The organism is Palleronia sp. LCG004 (assembly GCF_032931615.1).
Classification (GTDB): domain Bacteria; phylum Pseudomonadota; class Alphaproteobacteria; order Rhodobacterales; family Rhodobacteraceae; genus Palleronia.
Window position 1 is genome coordinate 857,689 of sequence record NZ_CP136759.1, and the last position, 15,378, is coordinate 873,066.

Annotated in this window: 14 protein-coding genes, 1 tRNA gene and 4 pseudogenes; 12 read left to right on the top strand and 7 right to left on the bottom strand. The window is 60.3% G+C overall.

Annotated features, from left to right (window positions below; translation table 11 throughout):
• Positions 1-143: 143 nt before the first annotated feature.
• The 5 genes and pseudogenes from RVY76_RS04085 to chvE form a co-directional block, all read right to left on the bottom strand.
• Positions 144-755, bottom strand: a complete 612-nt coding sequence (locus RVY76_RS04085) for a tripartite tricarboxylate transporter permease (protein WP_317376707.1) — start codon at positions 753-755, stop codon at positions 144-146.
• Positions 683-1,946, bottom strand: a pseudogene (locus RVY76_RS04090) (IS3 family transposase). Before RVY76_RS04090 ends, RVY76_RS04085 begins: the two are co-directional and overlap by 73 nt.
• Before the next feature lie 79 nt (positions 1,947-2,025).
• Positions 2,026-2,184: pseudogene (locus tag RVY76_RS04095) on the bottom strand (sugar ABC transporter permease); the annotation flags it as partial.
• 26 nt (positions 2,185-2,210) lie between these two features.
• A pseudogene (gene mmsA / locus RVY76_RS04100) lies at positions 2,211-3,745 on the bottom strand (multiple monosaccharide ABC transporter ATP-binding protein).
• A 105-nt stretch (positions 3,746-3,850) separates the two neighbouring features.
• A pseudogene (gene chvE, locus RVY76_RS04105) lies at positions 3,851-4,858 on the bottom strand (multiple monosaccharide ABC transporter substrate-binding protein).
• A 182-nt stretch (positions 4,859-5,040) separates the two neighbouring features.
• Here chvE and RVY76_RS04110 point away from each other — a divergent pair.
• A complete protein-coding gene (locus RVY76_RS04110) occupies positions 5,041-5,451 on the top strand; it encodes a LysR family transcriptional regulator (RefSeq protein ID WP_317376035.1) in 411 nt (136 codons plus the stop codon).
• 12 nt (positions 5,452-5,463) lie between these two features.
• Positions 5,464-6,030 (top strand): LysR substrate-binding domain-containing protein, encoded by a 567-nt coding sequence (locus RVY76_RS04115; protein WP_317376709.1) that lies wholly within the window; start codon positions 5,464-5,466, stop codon positions 6,028-6,030.
• 158 nt (positions 6,031-6,188) lie between these two features.
• Here RVY76_RS04115 and RVY76_RS04120 read toward each other — a convergent pair.
• Positions 6,189-6,278, bottom strand: a tRNA-Ser gene (locus tag RVY76_RS04120).
• A 146-nt stretch (positions 6,279-6,424) separates the two neighbouring features.
• On the opposite strand from RVY76_RS04120, the gene RVY76_RS04125 reads away from it, so the two are divergent.
• The 8 genes from RVY76_RS04125 to RVY76_RS04160 all read left to right on the top strand — a co-directional run bounded on the left by RVY76_RS04125 (position 6,425) and on the right by RVY76_RS04160 (position 13,559).
• Positions 6,425-7,246 (top strand): DUF2059 domain-containing protein, encoded by an 822-nt coding sequence (locus RVY76_RS04125; RefSeq protein ID WP_317376037.1) that lies wholly within the window; start codon positions 6,425-6,427, stop codon positions 7,244-7,246.
• 182 nt (positions 7,247-7,428) lie between these two features.
• Positions 7,429-8,145: a 50S ribosomal protein L21 gene (gene rplU, locus RVY76_RS04130; RefSeq protein WP_317376038.1), complete on the top strand. Its 717-nt coding sequence runs from the start codon at positions 7,429-7,431 to the stop codon at positions 8,143-8,145.
• A 15-nt stretch (positions 8,146-8,160) separates the two neighbouring features.
• Positions 8,161-8,430, top strand: coding sequence for a 50S ribosomal protein L27 (gene rpmA, locus RVY76_RS04135; RefSeq protein WP_317376040.1), 270 nt, complete (start codon positions 8,161-8,163; stop codon positions 8,428-8,430).
• A gap of 81 nt (positions 8,431-8,511) precedes the next feature.
• Positions 8,512-9,090, top strand: a complete 579-nt coding sequence (locus RVY76_RS04140; protein WP_317376041.1) for a GNAT family N-acetyltransferase — start codon at positions 8,512-8,514, stop codon at positions 9,088-9,090.
• An 18-nt stretch (positions 9,091-9,108) separates the two neighbouring features.
• Entirely contained in the window at positions 9,109-10,149 is a 1,041-nt protein-coding gene (locus RVY76_RS04145; protein ID WP_317376043.1) for a GNAT family N-acetyltransferase, read from the top strand.
• Positions 10,146-11,180, top strand: coding sequence for a GTPase ObgE (obgE, locus tag RVY76_RS04150; protein WP_317376044.1), 1,035 nt, complete (start codon positions 10,146-10,148; stop codon positions 11,178-11,180). Before RVY76_RS04145 ends, obgE begins: the two co-directional genes overlap by 4 nt.
• The gene (gene proB, locus RVY76_RS04155; RefSeq protein WP_317376046.1) at positions 11,168-12,286 is read left to right on the top strand and encodes a glutamate 5-kinase; all 1,119 of its coding nucleotides are present in this window, start codon (positions 11,168-11,170) and stop codon (positions 12,284-12,286) included. The genes obgE and proB overlap by 13 nt, the downstream gene beginning before the upstream one ends.
• 37 nt (positions 12,287-12,323) lie before the next feature.
• Complete coding sequence (locus RVY76_RS04160; protein ID WP_317376047.1) at positions 12,324-13,559, top strand: glutamate-5-semialdehyde dehydrogenase; 1,236 nt, start codon at positions 12,324-12,326, stop codon at positions 13,557-13,559.
• Here RVY76_RS04160 and RVY76_RS04165 read toward each other — a convergent pair.
• The gene (locus tag RVY76_RS04165) at positions 13,556-14,152 is read right to left on the bottom strand and encodes a histidine phosphotransferase family protein (protein ID WP_317376049.1); all 597 of its coding nucleotides are present in this window, start codon (positions 14,150-14,152) and stop codon (positions 13,556-13,558) included. The two genes, RVY76_RS04160 and RVY76_RS04165, sit on opposite strands and share 4 nt — an antisense overlap.
• A 33-nt stretch (positions 14,153-14,185) precedes the next feature.
• Here RVY76_RS04165 and RVY76_RS04170 point away from each other — a divergent pair, with 33 nt between their 5' ends.
• Together RVY76_RS04170 and RVY76_RS04175 are read left to right on the top strand one after the other, a co-directional pair.
• A complete protein-coding gene (locus RVY76_RS04170) occupies positions 14,186-14,362 on the top strand; it encodes a DUF3553 domain-containing protein (RefSeq protein WP_317376051.1) in 177 nt (58 codons plus the stop codon).
• A 147-nt stretch (positions 14,363-14,509) separates the two neighbouring features.
• Positions 14,510-15,274: a GNAT family N-acetyltransferase gene (locus RVY76_RS04175; protein ID WP_317376053.1), complete on the top strand. Its 765-nt coding sequence runs from the start codon at positions 14,510-14,512 to the stop codon at positions 15,272-15,274.
• The last annotated feature ends 104 nt before the right edge of the window (positions 15,275-15,378 follow it).

Genomic DNA, 15,378 nt, shown 5'->3' on the forward strand with positions numbered 1-15,378 from the left:
GCGGCACCCGATCGAGCCATGTGGTTCATGGCCGGAACGCTGAGCACGAAGATCAGCAACAACACGACGAGGAAAACTGCACTGATCGGACGTGTGAAGAAGGGTGTCGGATCGCCGCGTCTGCCCGAGACCGTGACGAAGGTTCACATTGAGCGAATCTCCCAGCACGATACCAAGGACGAGGGTACCATCGGAAAGCGCAGTTCCCTCAACAGGAAGCCGGGAAAGCCGAATAGAACCGTCACGTAAACTTTGAACATCCGCTGAGTGATTACAAACGAGCATACGACACAGAGGATGGCAATCACGGCCATCAACCGTTCGCTCGGGATCGTCATCAACTGCATGAAAACTCTCTTCAGTAAAAGCCCTATGAGCAGGTTCGCGATCTTCGCCGTCAAGAGTATCGCGACGATCTGATAAAAGAACCCGGGATTCATGACGAGGAGAAGCGGCCCCGGTCGAACACCTTGCAGGAACATCGCCGCCATAAGGACCGCCGCCGATCCCGGCAGTACGAGCGTGAGCGCCGGGATCATCGACGCCGGCACGACTGCGTTGTTGCCGGTCTCGGCTGCAATCAGCCCTTCTTGGCTGCCGTGACCATATTGCTTGCGAAGCTTCGCCGCCCATTTGGCTTTAGCGTACTGGCCTGCCCCTATCGGGTGGTCCGGTTTCAGTCTTAGTGCATGATGGGTTTCCGTGCCAAGGCGGATGCCTGCGGCGGGGCTGATCTCCGCCCGGGCGCCGGCCAGTGGACAGCCTCCGGCGCCGGCGGTCGGTAGCCCAGCGACGAATGGGGCCTAACCGTGTTGTAGTGGATCCGCCATGCCTCGATCACGGCGCGAGCCTCCGCCAGCGAGTAGAAGATCTCGCCATTGAGCAGCTCGTCACGGAGCTTCGAGTTGAAGCTCTCGCAGTAGCCGTTCTCCCATGGGCTGCCGGGCTCAATGAACGCCGTCTTCGCACCCACTGCGTCGATCCAGCCCTGCACCGCCTTGGCGATGAACTCTGGCCCGTTGTCCGATCGGACGTGGCCGGGCACTGCCCGAAGGATGAACAGGTCGGTCAGGACATCGATCACGGCGGTCGAGTTCAGCTTCCGGTCGACCCTGATGGCACTCGCCATCGTCCTCGGACCGATGGCGGACAATGGCTCGTAACTCCCGTGTGAACTCATCGACGACGTTGAGCATGCGGAACTTCCTACCGTCATGCGTCCGGCTCTCGACGAAGTCGTAGGACCAGACGTGGTTCGGCCGCTCTGGTCGGAGGCGGATGCATGACCCGTCATTCAGCCAGAGCCGCCCCTTCTTAGGTTGCTTTTGTGGCACTTTCAGACCCTCCCGCCGCCACTCGCCATCGTCCTTGGACCGATGGCGGACAATGGCTCGTTGCTCGACGCGTTTCACGTTCACGGCCCAGCCGGCGTCTCGCGAGCCATGGCCGCGATCCGACGATAGCCGTAACGCCCATAATGGCTGGCCAGCGCGACGATGTCCGCGGTCAGCGCCTCCTCGTCGGCCCGCCCGTGCGGTGCCTTCCGCTGGGTCGATCGATGCTGCCCCAGAACGCGACAGGCAAGACGTTCGGAGATCCGGAACTTCCGTCTGACGTGATCGACGCATGCTCGGCGGCGGGCGGGGCTTAGAAGTTTCACTACGCGGACCTTCGGTTCCCGAGGCCGCCTCCCGCAGGATCAGCTTCTCGAGCGTCAAATCCGACACGGCCTTCCGCAGGCGTTCGTTCTCTTTCTCCAGCTCTTTCAAGCGCTTCACCTGGTCGGCCTTCAGCCCACCAAACTCCTTGCGCCAGCGGTAATACGTAAACTGTGTCACACCGATGGATCGCACCGCCTCGGCCACCGATCGGCCCTGCGATACCAGCACGTCGACCTGCCTTAGCTTCGCAACGATCTCCTCAGGCTTATGTCTCTTCTGTCCCATTCCTTGTCCTCCATACGGCTCGAAAGCATACTCCAGGGAGGACCACTTTTCAGGGGGCAGACCAGATGTAGGAGTTCTAAAGCACCAGGTTCGTGATGTTGACCGGCTTGAGCAGGATCCCCCCGGTCGCGATCTGGAAAAATGCCATGATCGCGATCAAAGCGAAGAGAATCCCGTATTCGCGCAGGTGGTTTCTGAGTAATCTCCAGCTCGCTTTGGCCTGCTGTCCGGGTGCGATGTCTGTGGATTGTTCTGTCACGTCACTCATGCTCCGCGGTCTCCCGTCTTGACGATCCGGGCCATGATCTTTTCCTGACTTGCCTCGGCGGTGGGCATCTCACCCACGAACCGACCCTGGTTCATTACGTAGAGACGGTCGGTGATACCGAGTAGCTCGGGCATTTCGGAGGAGATCACGACGATTGCCTTGCCCTGTGCCGCCAGGTCGCGGATGACGGTGTAGATCTCGAACTTCGCGCCCACGTCGATCCCGCGGCAGGGCTCATCAAGGATCAGGATGTCGGGGTCGCGAAAAGCCATTTCGAAAGGACGACCTTCTGCTGGTTGCCGCCGGAAAGATTGATCGTCACCTGCTCGATCGAACTCGACTTGAAATTGAGCCGCTTACGGTAGCGTTCTGCGACAGATGCCTCAAGTCCGCCGTCGACGACTCCATGATCGGCAATGGCGTCGAGATGGGCGAGCGGCACGTTGCGCCTGATCGTGTTATCGAGCATCAGGCTGTAGGTCTTGCGATCCTTGGTCGCGTAGGCGAGGCCCGCGTCGATTGCCGACCGGACGGTCGAAAGATCCGCGGGCCGGCCGCCGATCTCGACTTCGCTGCGAATGTCGGAACCGTAGGACCTGCCGAAGAGGCTCATGGCGAGTTCGGTCCTGCCCGCCCCCATAAGTCCCGCAATCCCCAGAACCTCCCCGCGCCGCACGTGGAACGACACGTTGTCAACGACCTTGCGGTCGGAATGGATCGGATGGTGGACGGTCCAGTTCCGGACCTCCATCACGATCTCGCCCGGAGCTTTGCCCGTGCGGGGCGGATATCGGTCGTTCAGCGCGCGACCTACCATGTCTCGAATGATGTCGTTCTCGCTGATGCCCCCCGAACAATCGAGCCGGGACAGGGCGGATCCGTCGCGCAAGACCGTGATCGTGTCGGCGACGCGGCTGATTTCGTCGAGTTTGTGAGAGATTAAGATCGAAGTGACGCCCTTCTTTCGGAATTCCGTCAGAAGGGAGAGAAGCTTCTCGCTGTCGCGTTCGTTGAGCGACGAAGTCGGCTCATCGAGGATGAGAAGCCGTACTTCTTTCGAAAGTGCTTCGGCGATTTCTACGAGCTGCTGCTTGCCGAGGCCCAGATCGCCTACGCGGGTGGCAGGGCTTTCGCTTAGTCCTACACGCCGGAGAAGATCGGCCGCGCGCGCCTCGGTCTCTCGTCAGTCGATTACCCCGCGGAAGGCGCGCTCGTTTTCGAGAAAGATGTTCTCGGCGATCGACAATAGCGGGATGAGAGCAAGTTCCTGATGGATAATGATGATCCCGCGGCTCTCGCTGTCGCGGATCGACGAGAAGTGCTGGATCTCTCGGTCGAAGACGATATCCCCTTTGTAGCTGCCGGAAGGATAGACCCCCGACAGGACCTTCATGAGCGTCGATTTTCCGGCACCGTTCTCGCCTACGAGCGCGTGGATCTCGCTCTCGGCAACCTGACGGTTGACGTCATCGAGTGCCTTCACACCCGGAAATTCTTTAGTGATGCCGCGCATTTCAAGAATGGTGGCCATCGCGCTCACCTTTCGTGGCTCTCGAGAAGGCCCCCGACCGCGCGGGTCGGGGGATGTTCGCAGCCGCCACCGCGGCCGCCGGAGATCACTCGATCTGTTCTCGGTTTAGTAGCCTGAGCCGATCAGGACGTCCTCCCAGTTGTTCCGGGTGACCTTTACCGGTTCCAGGAGGTAAGATGGCACGACCTTGACGCCGTTGTCGTTAGTCTCGGTATCGTTGATCTCGGGCTCGCCACCTTGGAGGAGCGCGTCGAGCATGCTCACGGTCACCTTCGCGAGTTCACGCGTATCCTTGAAGATCGTCGAATATTGCTCGCCGTTCAGGATAGACTTGATCGACTGCACTTCGGCGTCCTGTCCGGTGACGATCGGCATCTCCATGTCGCCGGATCCGTAACCTACGCCTTTGAGCGACGACAGAATGCCGATCGAAAGTCCGTCATAGGGGGAAAGGACCCCGTGAACGCGTGCATCGGTGTAATTGGCCGACAGGAGGTTATCCATCCGCGCCTGCGCGACCGATCCGTCGCAACGGAGCGTGCCGACCGTGTCCATTCCCATCTGACCTGAGACGATGTCGATGCGTCCTTCGTCGATAAGCGGCTGCAGGATCGACATCGCACCGTCGTAGAAGAAATACGCGTTGTTGTCGTCGGGGCTGCCGCCGAAGAGTTCGACGTTCCAGGGTTCCACGTCAGGGAAGCGTTCCTCGAGGCCAGAGACGAGCGTTTCGGCGTGCTGCACGCCGACCTCGAAATTGTCGAAGGTGGCGTAATAGCTTACGTCGCCCGTATCCCGGATCAAACGGTCATAGGCCACGACGGGAATGTCCATCGCCGCCGCATTGGCGAGGGCATTCGTCAGCGTCGTCCCGTCGATCGCGGCGATCACCAGCGCATCGACGCCTTTCGTGATCATATTCTCGATCTGGGCGAGCTGGTTGGGAATGTCGTCCTCAGCATATTGCAGGTCGGTCAGGTATCCGGCTTTCTGGAGCTGCGCGACCATGTTGTCGCCGTCGGCGATCCATCGGGCCGAAGATTTCGTTGGCATAGCGATCCCGATCGTGCCGAGATCCTAGGCAAATGCCGGGCTTGCCAGCAAGGCGGCCATCGCAGTCGCGCCGAGTGCGCGTCGCGTGAAAGTCATTGTGTCCTCCCTTCGAATGCGCGGCCTGTCGGCGACGCATTTCTATTATGGTCGTCCTTGGACGAGCGAGGACAGGCTTGCGTCGAGTTCGCACATCAAGCAAGTTCCGATTCTTAATTGTGATATAGCAAGAATGTCATATCGAAATGTGGGCGCGCGGGCCGATAAATCCGGATGATCTTGTACGTAAGGGTTTGAAATTCTTGCAGTCCAGGCTTCTTGCTGCATTGCGTGAAACCGGACAGATCGGAGCTGCGGCGCAACATGTCGGAATGACCCAATCGGCGGCATTGCGGCTGCTGTCACAACTGGACGACTTGGTTGGGACACCGCTCTATACACGGCATCCACGCGGAATCTTCCTGACGGAGGCCGGTGCCATCCTCGCCGCGCAGGCTGCCGACACGTTGAAGCACATAGACCGCGCGCACCAACTTATAGGCGAGCTTCAGGGCGGGGCGCGGGGCCACATCCGGATTGGATCCGTGACCGGGCCGTCGCTCGAGCTGTTGCTGCCGGTCCTACGGGACATGCGCGACCAGTTTCCCCGCATTTAGGCCGCCACCCGGATCGAAACGTCCGATCGCTTGACAGAAGCATTGGTTGCGGACGATCTCGATTTCTACATCGGCCGCATCATCGATTCCGCCGATCATCGGAATCTTAGTTTCGAACGGATTGCCGTAGAGCCTATCAGCCTGCTCGTCAGCATCGACCACCCCCTTGCTGGCCAAGACGGGCTGACGCTTGCCGATTGCCTTCATTATGACTGGGTCATGCAGCCGCGCGGCAACCTCATGCGCGCAACGGTCGACGCGTATCTCAGGGAATGTAACCTTCCGTTGCCGGAGCATTTCGTCGGCACGACATTGACGTTGTTCTCGATTGCGCTCGTTCACGACACTAAAGCAATCGCCCCCGTCGCGCGGGCAGTCGCCGAATTCTTCGTCGCGAGATATGCTTTGATGAGCCGTCTGACGCCCCTTTCGATCCCTGTTGATATCAGGGTATCGGATTTCGGAGTCGTCGCGCGGGCATGGGAAAAGCCATCACCGGCAACGCAACGAGTGCTGAACTTGATCCGGCAGCGTGCACGGGAAATGTTCGGTGCGTCTGGACGTCAATCTGAGCGCTGAGTGTTACAAAGATACTGTCTAGAAGTTTGGCCTGAACGGCTCCGTCTATCGTTCGGCACTAGCTGCTTGCAGCAGTATGGCCAGCTTTGTACGTCATACAGACCGGCGAGGGGAAGTCCGTAGTGACTTCCGCTCCGTCAGGATCGTTCAAATATAAGTGGCGGAGAGACAGGGATTCGAACCCTGGGAGGGCTTGCACCCTCAACGGTTTTCGAGACCGCCCCGTTCGACCACTCCGGCACCTCTCCGCGGGGGTCTGGGGGTGCCGTTTAGTCGCGTCGGTAGGGCCATGCAAGCGTCTTTTTCGAGAAACCCGATGCAGCATCCGGACTTGGCAGAGATGGATCGCAGTCCTACCTTTTCAGAATGGCTGAACCGGCGGAGCGATTGCACAATGAAGACGATAGTTGCCTTTTCGATTGTCGTCCTCACGGCGGGTCCGATCCAGGCCGAGCCCTCTCAGGCATCGCGTGATCTGTTCGAGGCACTTCGTCTCACCGACGTCGTGGCGGTGATGCGCGAAGAAGGGATTCAGTATGGCGAGGACCTTCGCGAAGAGCTGTTTCCGCAATCGGGTTCCGATGCTTGGAATGATGCCGTCAAAGGAATCTACGATTCGGATCGCATGGAGAGCCAACTTCTCGCAGGGTTCGACAAGAGGATCGAGTCTGACGATCTGCAGGCGTTGACTGAGTTCTTCACCGGAGAGCCGGGGCAGACCATAGTCGATCTCGAGATCGAAGCGCGCCGCGCCATGCAAGACGCCGACGTCGAGGAGGCGGCGGAAGAGCGCGCGGCAGAAATGCGAGCCTCGGAAACGGCTTGGATCGGCCGGATCGATGCATTTATCGCCTCGAATGATCTCGTCGAGATGAACATTGTCGGATCACTGAATTCAAACTTCGCGTTTTACGAAGGAATGACTCAGGGCGGTCTTCTCGCCGACGCGATGAGCGAAGACCAGATGATCGCCGACATCTGGGCACAGGAGCCGCAGATCCGTGCAGACACGGAAGATTGGATTTACGGGTTTCTTACACTCGCTTACCAACCGCTTAACGATGACCAGTTCGACGCATATGTCGATCTGTCAGCTAGCGATGCCGGTCAGGCGTTGAACTCGGCCCTGTTTGCGGAGTTCAACGCGATGTTCGCAGAGATATCCCGGCAATTGGGCGTGCAAGCGGCAAATTTCATGCAGTCGCAGGATATTTGAGGTTTCCAACGCTTGACAGGGTGGGGCTTCCCTTGGATAACCCGCCGATCCGGGGTCCGCGTTATTGCGGGCTCAGGATTATATGACATGACGTCCCGTATGGGGCGCGCTGTCCGAGGCGGGAGTGATCCCGAAACATCCATGGAGATGGCCACAGGACGCGGAAGCAAAAGGAAGACGACATGTTCGCGGTTCTGAAAACCGGCGGCAAGCAATACAAGGTTCAACCCGGCGATGTGCTTCGGGTTGAGAAAATTGCAGCGAATGCCGGCGAAAAAGTGCAATTCAACGAGGTTCTGATGGTGGGCACGACGCTCGGGTCGCCGCTCGTCGAAGGGGCCGGTGTGCAAGCCGAAGTGATCGAGCAGATCAAGGGCGACAAGGTCATCCACTTCGTGAAGCGTCGCCGGAAGCACGGCTCGAAGCGCACGAAGGGCCATCGCCAGCAGCTTACTCTGCTGCGGATCGGCGACATCTTGGAATCGGGCGCGGCCGACAGTGGCGTCAAGGAAGCCCTGGGCGCAGGCATCGCCGGTTGGAAGGGCGTTGAAGCCGACAACGGCGATTACGTCGGCAACCGGACCGGACAATCCGAAATGAAGAAGCGTGTCGTCGAGGGTGAGGCCAACGAAAAGGTCGCCTCAAAGACCGAGGCAGCCGAAGGCGGTGCGACGTCGAAACCCGGCAATCTTATTGCCGAACCGCGCGATGGCCAGGGTGACGATCTCAAGACGCTTGGGGGCGTGGGGCCGGCAATGGTCAAGAAACTCAACTCGGCCGGCGTGTTCCATTTCGATCAGATCGCCGCATGGAGCGACGAGGAAGTCGCCTATATGGAAGATCAACTGGGTGCCCGTGGCAAAGTCGGTGCCTGGGTCTCCGAGGCAAAAGACAAGTAAGGAAGGCAACGAGACATGGCACACAAGAAAGCAGGCGGTTCCAGCCGCAACGGCCGCGACTCAGCCGGCCGCCGTCTCGGCGTAAAGCTCTTCGGCGGGCAGGAAGCGATTGCCGGGAATATCATCGTCCGTCAGCGCGGTACCAAGTGGTGGCCGGGTGAGGGCGTCGGCCTCGGACGTGACCATACGATCTTCGCGACGGTTGATGGTCGCGTGACGTTCCACAAGGGACTGAAGGGCCGAACATTCATCTCGGTCCTGCCGGAGGCCGAAGCCGCCGAGTAAGCCGGAACATTTCCGCATCAAGGGGCCGGTCGACCAGACCGGCCCCTTTTTCATTTTATCACTGGCCTCGGGAGGAGACAGATGATCCAGAAATCGACGAAGCAGAGCGGTTCGCAGGCCGTAACCGGGAAAGTCGTCACCGATCAACCGATCATTCGCAGCGAGCGCCTCATCATCCGTCCGGTCGACATCGGCGATACCGGCCTGCTCGAACTGCATCGCGGCGATGTGCGCATCGCGAGGGGAACGCAAACGGTGCCACATCCCTTGCCACCTGGAGCGACCGAAGCGTTCGTAAGGCGTGCAGTGGACCCCGAACGGACGGAGGATATCTGGATCATTGACGCGACCCCCTGCAAGGGATCGCCGGTAAGCGGCATGATACGGATGAAGAGCCTCGAGCGGGGGCAGTCCGATATCAGATACTGGGTCGCGCCCGACGCATGGGGTGCACATATCGCGTCCGAGGCCGTTCAGGCGATGGTTGATGCCAATCCTCACGAATGCCGGACAATGTTTGCTGAAGTGTTTCAGGACAACCCCGCTTCTGCGCGTGTTCTGGTGAATGCCGGCTTTCAATGGCTGGGCGATGCCGAAACCTTCTCGGTTGCCAGGAATGGCCGGGTTCCGACATGGACCTACACGCGCAAGATGGACTGACACTGAGGAGCGATGGCGATGGCGCGTGTCTTTCCCTTTCTCCGCACACAGCGCCTGACCCTTAGGCCGCCCAAGACGACCGACGCCGCGGTGATCGCGCGCGAAATAGGGAATTACGACGTCGCGCGTTGGCTGGTTTCGGTTCCCTATCCGTACCACGAGAGAGATGCCCGCAGCTTCATAGCCGAGTGTGAGCCCGGCAGGATCTGGGTGATCGAAGACGATGCGGGGCTCTGTGGAGCGATAGATACACGCGGTGAGCTCGGATACTGGCTCGCCCGTCGGGCTTGGGGGAAAGGTTATCTCACCGAAGCAGGCGATACGGTCCTTGATGCCTATTTTGAAGATCGTAGACACAAGTCGATCGTCAGCGGTTACATGACGGAGAACGCACGATCGGCCAGCGTGCTGTCCAAGCTCGGTTTCGAACGGGTAGGCACGTCGCTTATCGGATCGGTATCGCTCGGTCAGGATGTAGCATCGGAAGCGGTTCGACTATCGAGGAGTCGCTGGCGAGAGCGGCGACGTTATCGTCTTGCGACCAAACGGCTGCGGCTGCGCGAGCTGCACGATTCCGACCGGAATTCGATCAACCGTCTTTTGACGAAAACGAACTTCGTGTCGGCAATACCAAATGCTTTCCAGATTTTGACCGGGCAGGCCGGAAGGACTTGGCTCGACCCCGTTCGATATCGCGGGCGGCCGGGATTTGGTACTGCAATCACTACTCGGACAGGACGGTTGGTTGGTGTGATGGTCCTTGGACGAGAAAGCGATAATAGTGCGACCGACTTCAGTATTTTCATTGATGAGGCCTATCGCGGTCAGGGATTGATGCGAGAGGCTGCGGCGGCGTTTCTCGCCGATGTGACTGAACGCTTCGATCTCGAGAAAGTACTTTCCGAGTATCCCGTTGACGCGTCGGCAGGCCGTGATCTTCTTCAGGATCTCGGCTTTGTTCCGACCCGGTGCAATTCGACGGAAACGACCGAGCGACTTGAGCCCGGAGCCCGGGTGATCTATCGGCTGGAACGCAGCAATTTGAGGGCAGATCCATGAAATTTCTCGATCTCGCCAAGGTCTCCATCCGGTCTGGTGCCGGCGGCGGAGGGGCGATCTCCTTCCGACGCGAGAAGTATATTGAGTTCGGTGGTCCGGATGGCGGTGACGGGGGTGCGGGCGGCGATGTTATCGTCGAGGCCGTGGACGGGCTCAACACACTTATCGACTTTCGATACCAGCAGCATTTCTTCGCAAAGAACGGCCAGCATGGCATGGGCAAGCAGCGGACCGGCGCGGATGGCGACGACATCGTGCTGCGCGTTCCGGTCGGCACCGAACTCCTCGAGGAGGACGAGGAAAGCGTGATCGCCGACCTGACGGAAGTTGGCGAGCGTGTCGTTCTGGCCCGTGGCGGAAACGGAGGCTGGGGGAACCTGCGGTACAAATCGTCGACCAACCAAGCCCCCCGGCGCGCGAATCCCGGCCAGCCGGGAGTGGAGCGGACGATCTGGCTGCGGTTGAAACTCATCGCGGATGCGGGGCTCCTGGGACTTCCGAATGCAGGGAAATCGACCTTTCTGGCGGCAACGTCGAACGCGAGGCCCAAGATTGCGGATTATCCGTTCACGACGCTTCATCCAAATCTCGGCGTCGTGGGTGTCGACGATGCGGAGTTCGTGATGGCGGATATTCCGGGTCTCATCGCCGGGGCGAGCGAAGGTCGCGGCATTGGCGACAGGTTCCTCGGCCATGTCGAAAGATGCTCGGTTCTTCTCCACCTTGTGGATGGCACTTCCGAAGATGTAGCGGCGGATTACCGTACGATCATCGACGAGCTGGAGGCATATGGCGGTATCCTCGCTACGCGGCCGCGTGTCACCGCGCTCAACAAGATCGACGCTCTGGACGATGAAGAGCGACAGGCGGCGCGCGACGCCCTCGAGGAGGTCGCAGGCCCGGTCATGCTTATGTCGGGTGTCAGTCGCGAAGGTTTGACTGACGTGTTGCGCGCCGTGCGGAGCGAGATTTCGGAAGACCGCCTGCGACAGCGCAAGGACGACGAAGGCGACGAGCCTTGGCACCCCTGAAGCCGGAACTGAGCGATGCGCGGCGGCTGGTCGTCAAGATCGGTTCGGCGCTCCTTGTCGACCGCGAGACGGGAATGCTGCGCCGCGATTGGCTGCATGCGCTTGCCGAGGACGTCGCGGAGCTGAAGTCGCGTGGCGTCGACGTGGTCCTCGTCTCCTCTGGATCGATCGCGCTCGGACGAGGTGGGCTCGACCTGGGGTCGGACGCACTGACCCTCGAACGTGCGCAGGCCGCGGCCGCCGTCGGTCAGATTCGGCTGGCCCGGGCATATGAGGAGGCTCTCGCGCCTCATGGACTTACCGCGGCGCAAATTTTACTGACTCTCGAAGACAGCGCCGACCGGCGCCGATACCTCAACGCGCGCGCGACTCTTGCGACGCTGCTTCGGCACGGTGCGGTGCCCATCGTCAACGAGAATGACACCGTTGCGACGGATGAAATCCGGTTCGGCGACAATGACCGTCTCGCGGCACAAATCGCGGTAACGGTTGGAGCAGATCAGCTCGTGCTGTTGTCGGATGTCGATGGCCTTTATACGGCTAATCCGCAAATCGACCCACAGGCGCGGCATATTCCTGTGGTCGAGGCGATCACGCCGGACATCGCAGCGATGGCTGGCGAGGCGGCGTCGCATCTGTCGAAGGGGGGCATGCGGACAAAGCTCATGGCGGCGCGGACGGCAACGGGTGCAGGTTGCGCGCTCGCCATCGCGAAGGGAGAGGCCGACCACGCCTTGCGCGAGCTCTGGCGCGGCGCGCGCTGTACGTGGTTCCTCGCCGATACCGATCCGCAAGCCGCGCGCAAGGCCTGGATCGCCGCGTCGAAGCCGCAGGGTGAGCTCGTCGTGGATGATGGCGCGGTCGGGGCATTGGGCTCCGGCAAATCGCTACTGCCTGCCGGTGTGGTATCGGTTACCGGAACGTTCGGGCGAGGCGACAGCGTGGCGATCCTCGATGCGAATGGCGCAGTTCTCGGTCACGGGCTGGTGCGGTACACCGCTGCCGAAGCGCGGACCATTGCGGGTCGGCGATCCGGTGACATCGAGGCGCTGCTGGGTTATCCGGGGCGCGCGGCATTGATCCACCGCGACGACATGGTTCTGTGAGGGCGACGTGGATACATCAGAAGATATCAATGGGATCATGGACGATATGGGGCGTCGTGCGCGCGATGCGGCGGGTATCCTGGCCATAGCATCGGCTGACGCCAAGTGCCGCGCGCTTGATCTGGCGGCCGCGAGATTGGTCGCCGCGACCGAAGAAATAGTCGAGGCGAATGCGAAGGATATGGAGTTCGCGCGTGAGAAGGGTCAGAGCCCGGCGATGCTCGACCGACTTGCGCTCGACCCCGAACGGATCGCCGCCATTGCAGATAGCCTTCGTACTGTTGCCGTGCAGGACGATCCCGTCGGAGCGGTCCTTGCTTCATGGGAAATGCCTTCGGGTATAGGGATCGAACGGGTACGCACGCCTCTCGGAGTCGTTGGCGTCATCTATGAATCACGCCCGAACGTGACCGCCGATGCCGGGGCACTTTGTCTCAAGTCCGGGAACGCGGTGATCCTGCGCGGTGGTTCGGAAAGCTTTCATTCCTCGCGCGCGATTCACGCATGCCTGCAATACGGATTGCAAGAAGCGGGTCTGCCCAAAGACTCGATCCAACTGGTCCCGACGCGCGACCGCGCGGCGGTTTCGCACATGCTGGGGATGACGGATGCGATAGACGTCATCGTCCCTCGAGGTGGTAAGGGTCTGGTCAGTTTGGTGCAGCGAGAGGCGAGAGTGCCGGTCTTCGCTCATCTCGAAGGGATCGTACATATCTACATCGATGCGGAAGCCGATCCAGAAATGGCGCTGAAGGTCGTACTGAATGCGAAGACACGTCGAACGGGGATCTGTGGTGCCGTCGAATGCCTGCTGATCCACGAAGCCGTCGTCGACACGATCGGGCAGGGGGTGATCCGCGCATTGATAGATGCAGGCGTTGAAGTTCGGGGTGACAGTCGGCTTGCCGGAATCGACGGTGTCCAATCGGCTGGCGAAGAGGATTGGGGCCGCGAGTATCTTGACAACATCGTCGCGGCCCGCGTGGTCGAGGATCTTGATGCGGCGCTGGCTCATATCGCACGGTATGGGTCTGACCACACGGATTGCATCCTGACCGAGGATGCCAAAGCGGCGGCGCGGTTCCTTAACGAAGTCGATAGCGCCATCGTGATGCACAATGCCTCGACCCAATTCGCCGATGGGGGAGAGTTCGGGATGGGGGCCGAGATTGGCATCGCAACCGGCCGTCTTCACGCACGAGGGCCAGTCGGGGCACAGCAGCTCACAAGCTTCAAATACAAGGTACGAGGCACGGGCGCGATTAGAAGCTAGGCCGAGATCGCGATCCGGCCCTCTTCCTGCATGACCGAAATACGTGCCCCCATCTCGGCCGCGGCGTGAGCGGCAAGGGGAAAGTGGATCTCCGATGCTTGTGGCATCTCGTTGCTTTCACCGGTTGCCTGCTGCCAGAGGTCGGGTAGGTCGCGAAGCCGCTCTGCCGTGACGACGATGGCTATCCGTTGGGCTTCGGTCTCTACGGCGACCTGACCGCCAAAGGGCAGCACCGTCTCGCAGCACAGAAGAAGCAGCAGAACAAGGCGGGCCGTGTCGCGAGGCATATCGGCAGGCAGTGCCCAATCTATCTCGATCTTGCGACCCTGACCGATCGGCCGGAGGATTTCAGTCAGTTCGGCACGGGCGATCCTCTGCTCCGGGCTTGCCGCGCCGAAGGCCACGCGGAAGAGCCGGATTCGCGCATTCGCGTTTTCGACACTTTCCGTGATCAGCATGAGTTCCGGTGAATTTCCCATTCCCGACATCTGAAGAAGCTCGACACCGTTGCTGATGGCACCAAGTGGTGAAACTAGATCATGGCAGATCCGCGATCCCAGAAGGGCGCAGATCCTGGGGTCTGTTTCGGTCATGGGCAGGGTCTCTCGTCGAATGAGGTGGAAACTATGTCGGATATGAACTCGTTGCTCGAACCGGGTATGATCGTGAGGCATCCGACGCGTCCCGATTGGGGTGACGGACAGGTGCAGTCGAATATCTCGGGAATCGTCACCGTAATGTTCCAGCACGAAGGCAAGGTAGTCATCGACGGCAGCAAGATCGACCTCGTTCCGGTGTTCTGATCGGCACTGAAACGTGCCAAGGCTCCGAACTCGTATCGAATCCAAGGTTAAATTTCTGTCAATGCGGTTGAACCGCCCGCGTCTTGTCTTCGGAAGCGGTCCCGCATACGAAGAACGCAGCCTTGCGACCCCGATCCTCCGAGGGACATGATCCAGCCGAATTTCCAGCTTTCGATGGCCAAAGATCCTGACGATCTGGCCGAAGCTCAGAGGCTGCGCTACGCGGTGTTCGTGGAAGAACTCGGCGGCGACGGGCCGCTTGTCGATCACCTCGAACGTCGGGAGGTCGATGCTTATGATGCCGCTGCCGATCACCTGATCCTGCGCGATCTTGACCGTGATCCGGGCGACACCGTCATCGGTGTCTACCGGATGCTGACGGATGACCGCGCGGCCGCTGCGGGTGGGTTCTACAGCGAACGTGAATACGACCTGGAACCGCTGCGTCGGACGGGCCGGCCGCTTCTGGAGCTCGGGCGGTCTTGCCTGCATCAGAATTATCGCGGTGGCGGCGCGATGTTCGAGCTCTGGTCAGGCCTCGTGGAATACGTCCTCGAGAACAAGGTCGAGATCATGTTTGGAACGGCGTCGTTCCATGGGACAAATCTGGATGCACTCTCAAGACCTCTTTCGGCGTTGCACCGCTACTCTCTCGCGCCGCAGGAACTACGCGTGAAGGCTCGGCCGCCCTTTGGCGTGCCAATGGACCGCGATCCCGAAATGCATGTGGATCGCCTTGCAGCGATGCGGGAGGTCCCCGCCCTGATAAAGGCCTACCTGCGTCTGGGGGGGTATGTAGGCGAAGGGGCTTACGTGGACCATGCGTTCAACACGACTGATGTCTGCCTCGTCATGGATACTGCGCGCCTCAATGCGAGGCAAAGCGCGATCTACACCCGGGATCGCAAATGACATGGAACGCAGTGACACCTCCGCCGCGTCCTCGTCTCGGTCCGGCGGAATGGTTGCGGATCGGGTTTCGCGGACCGGTTCTGGTTCTCGTTGTTGGCCTTGGC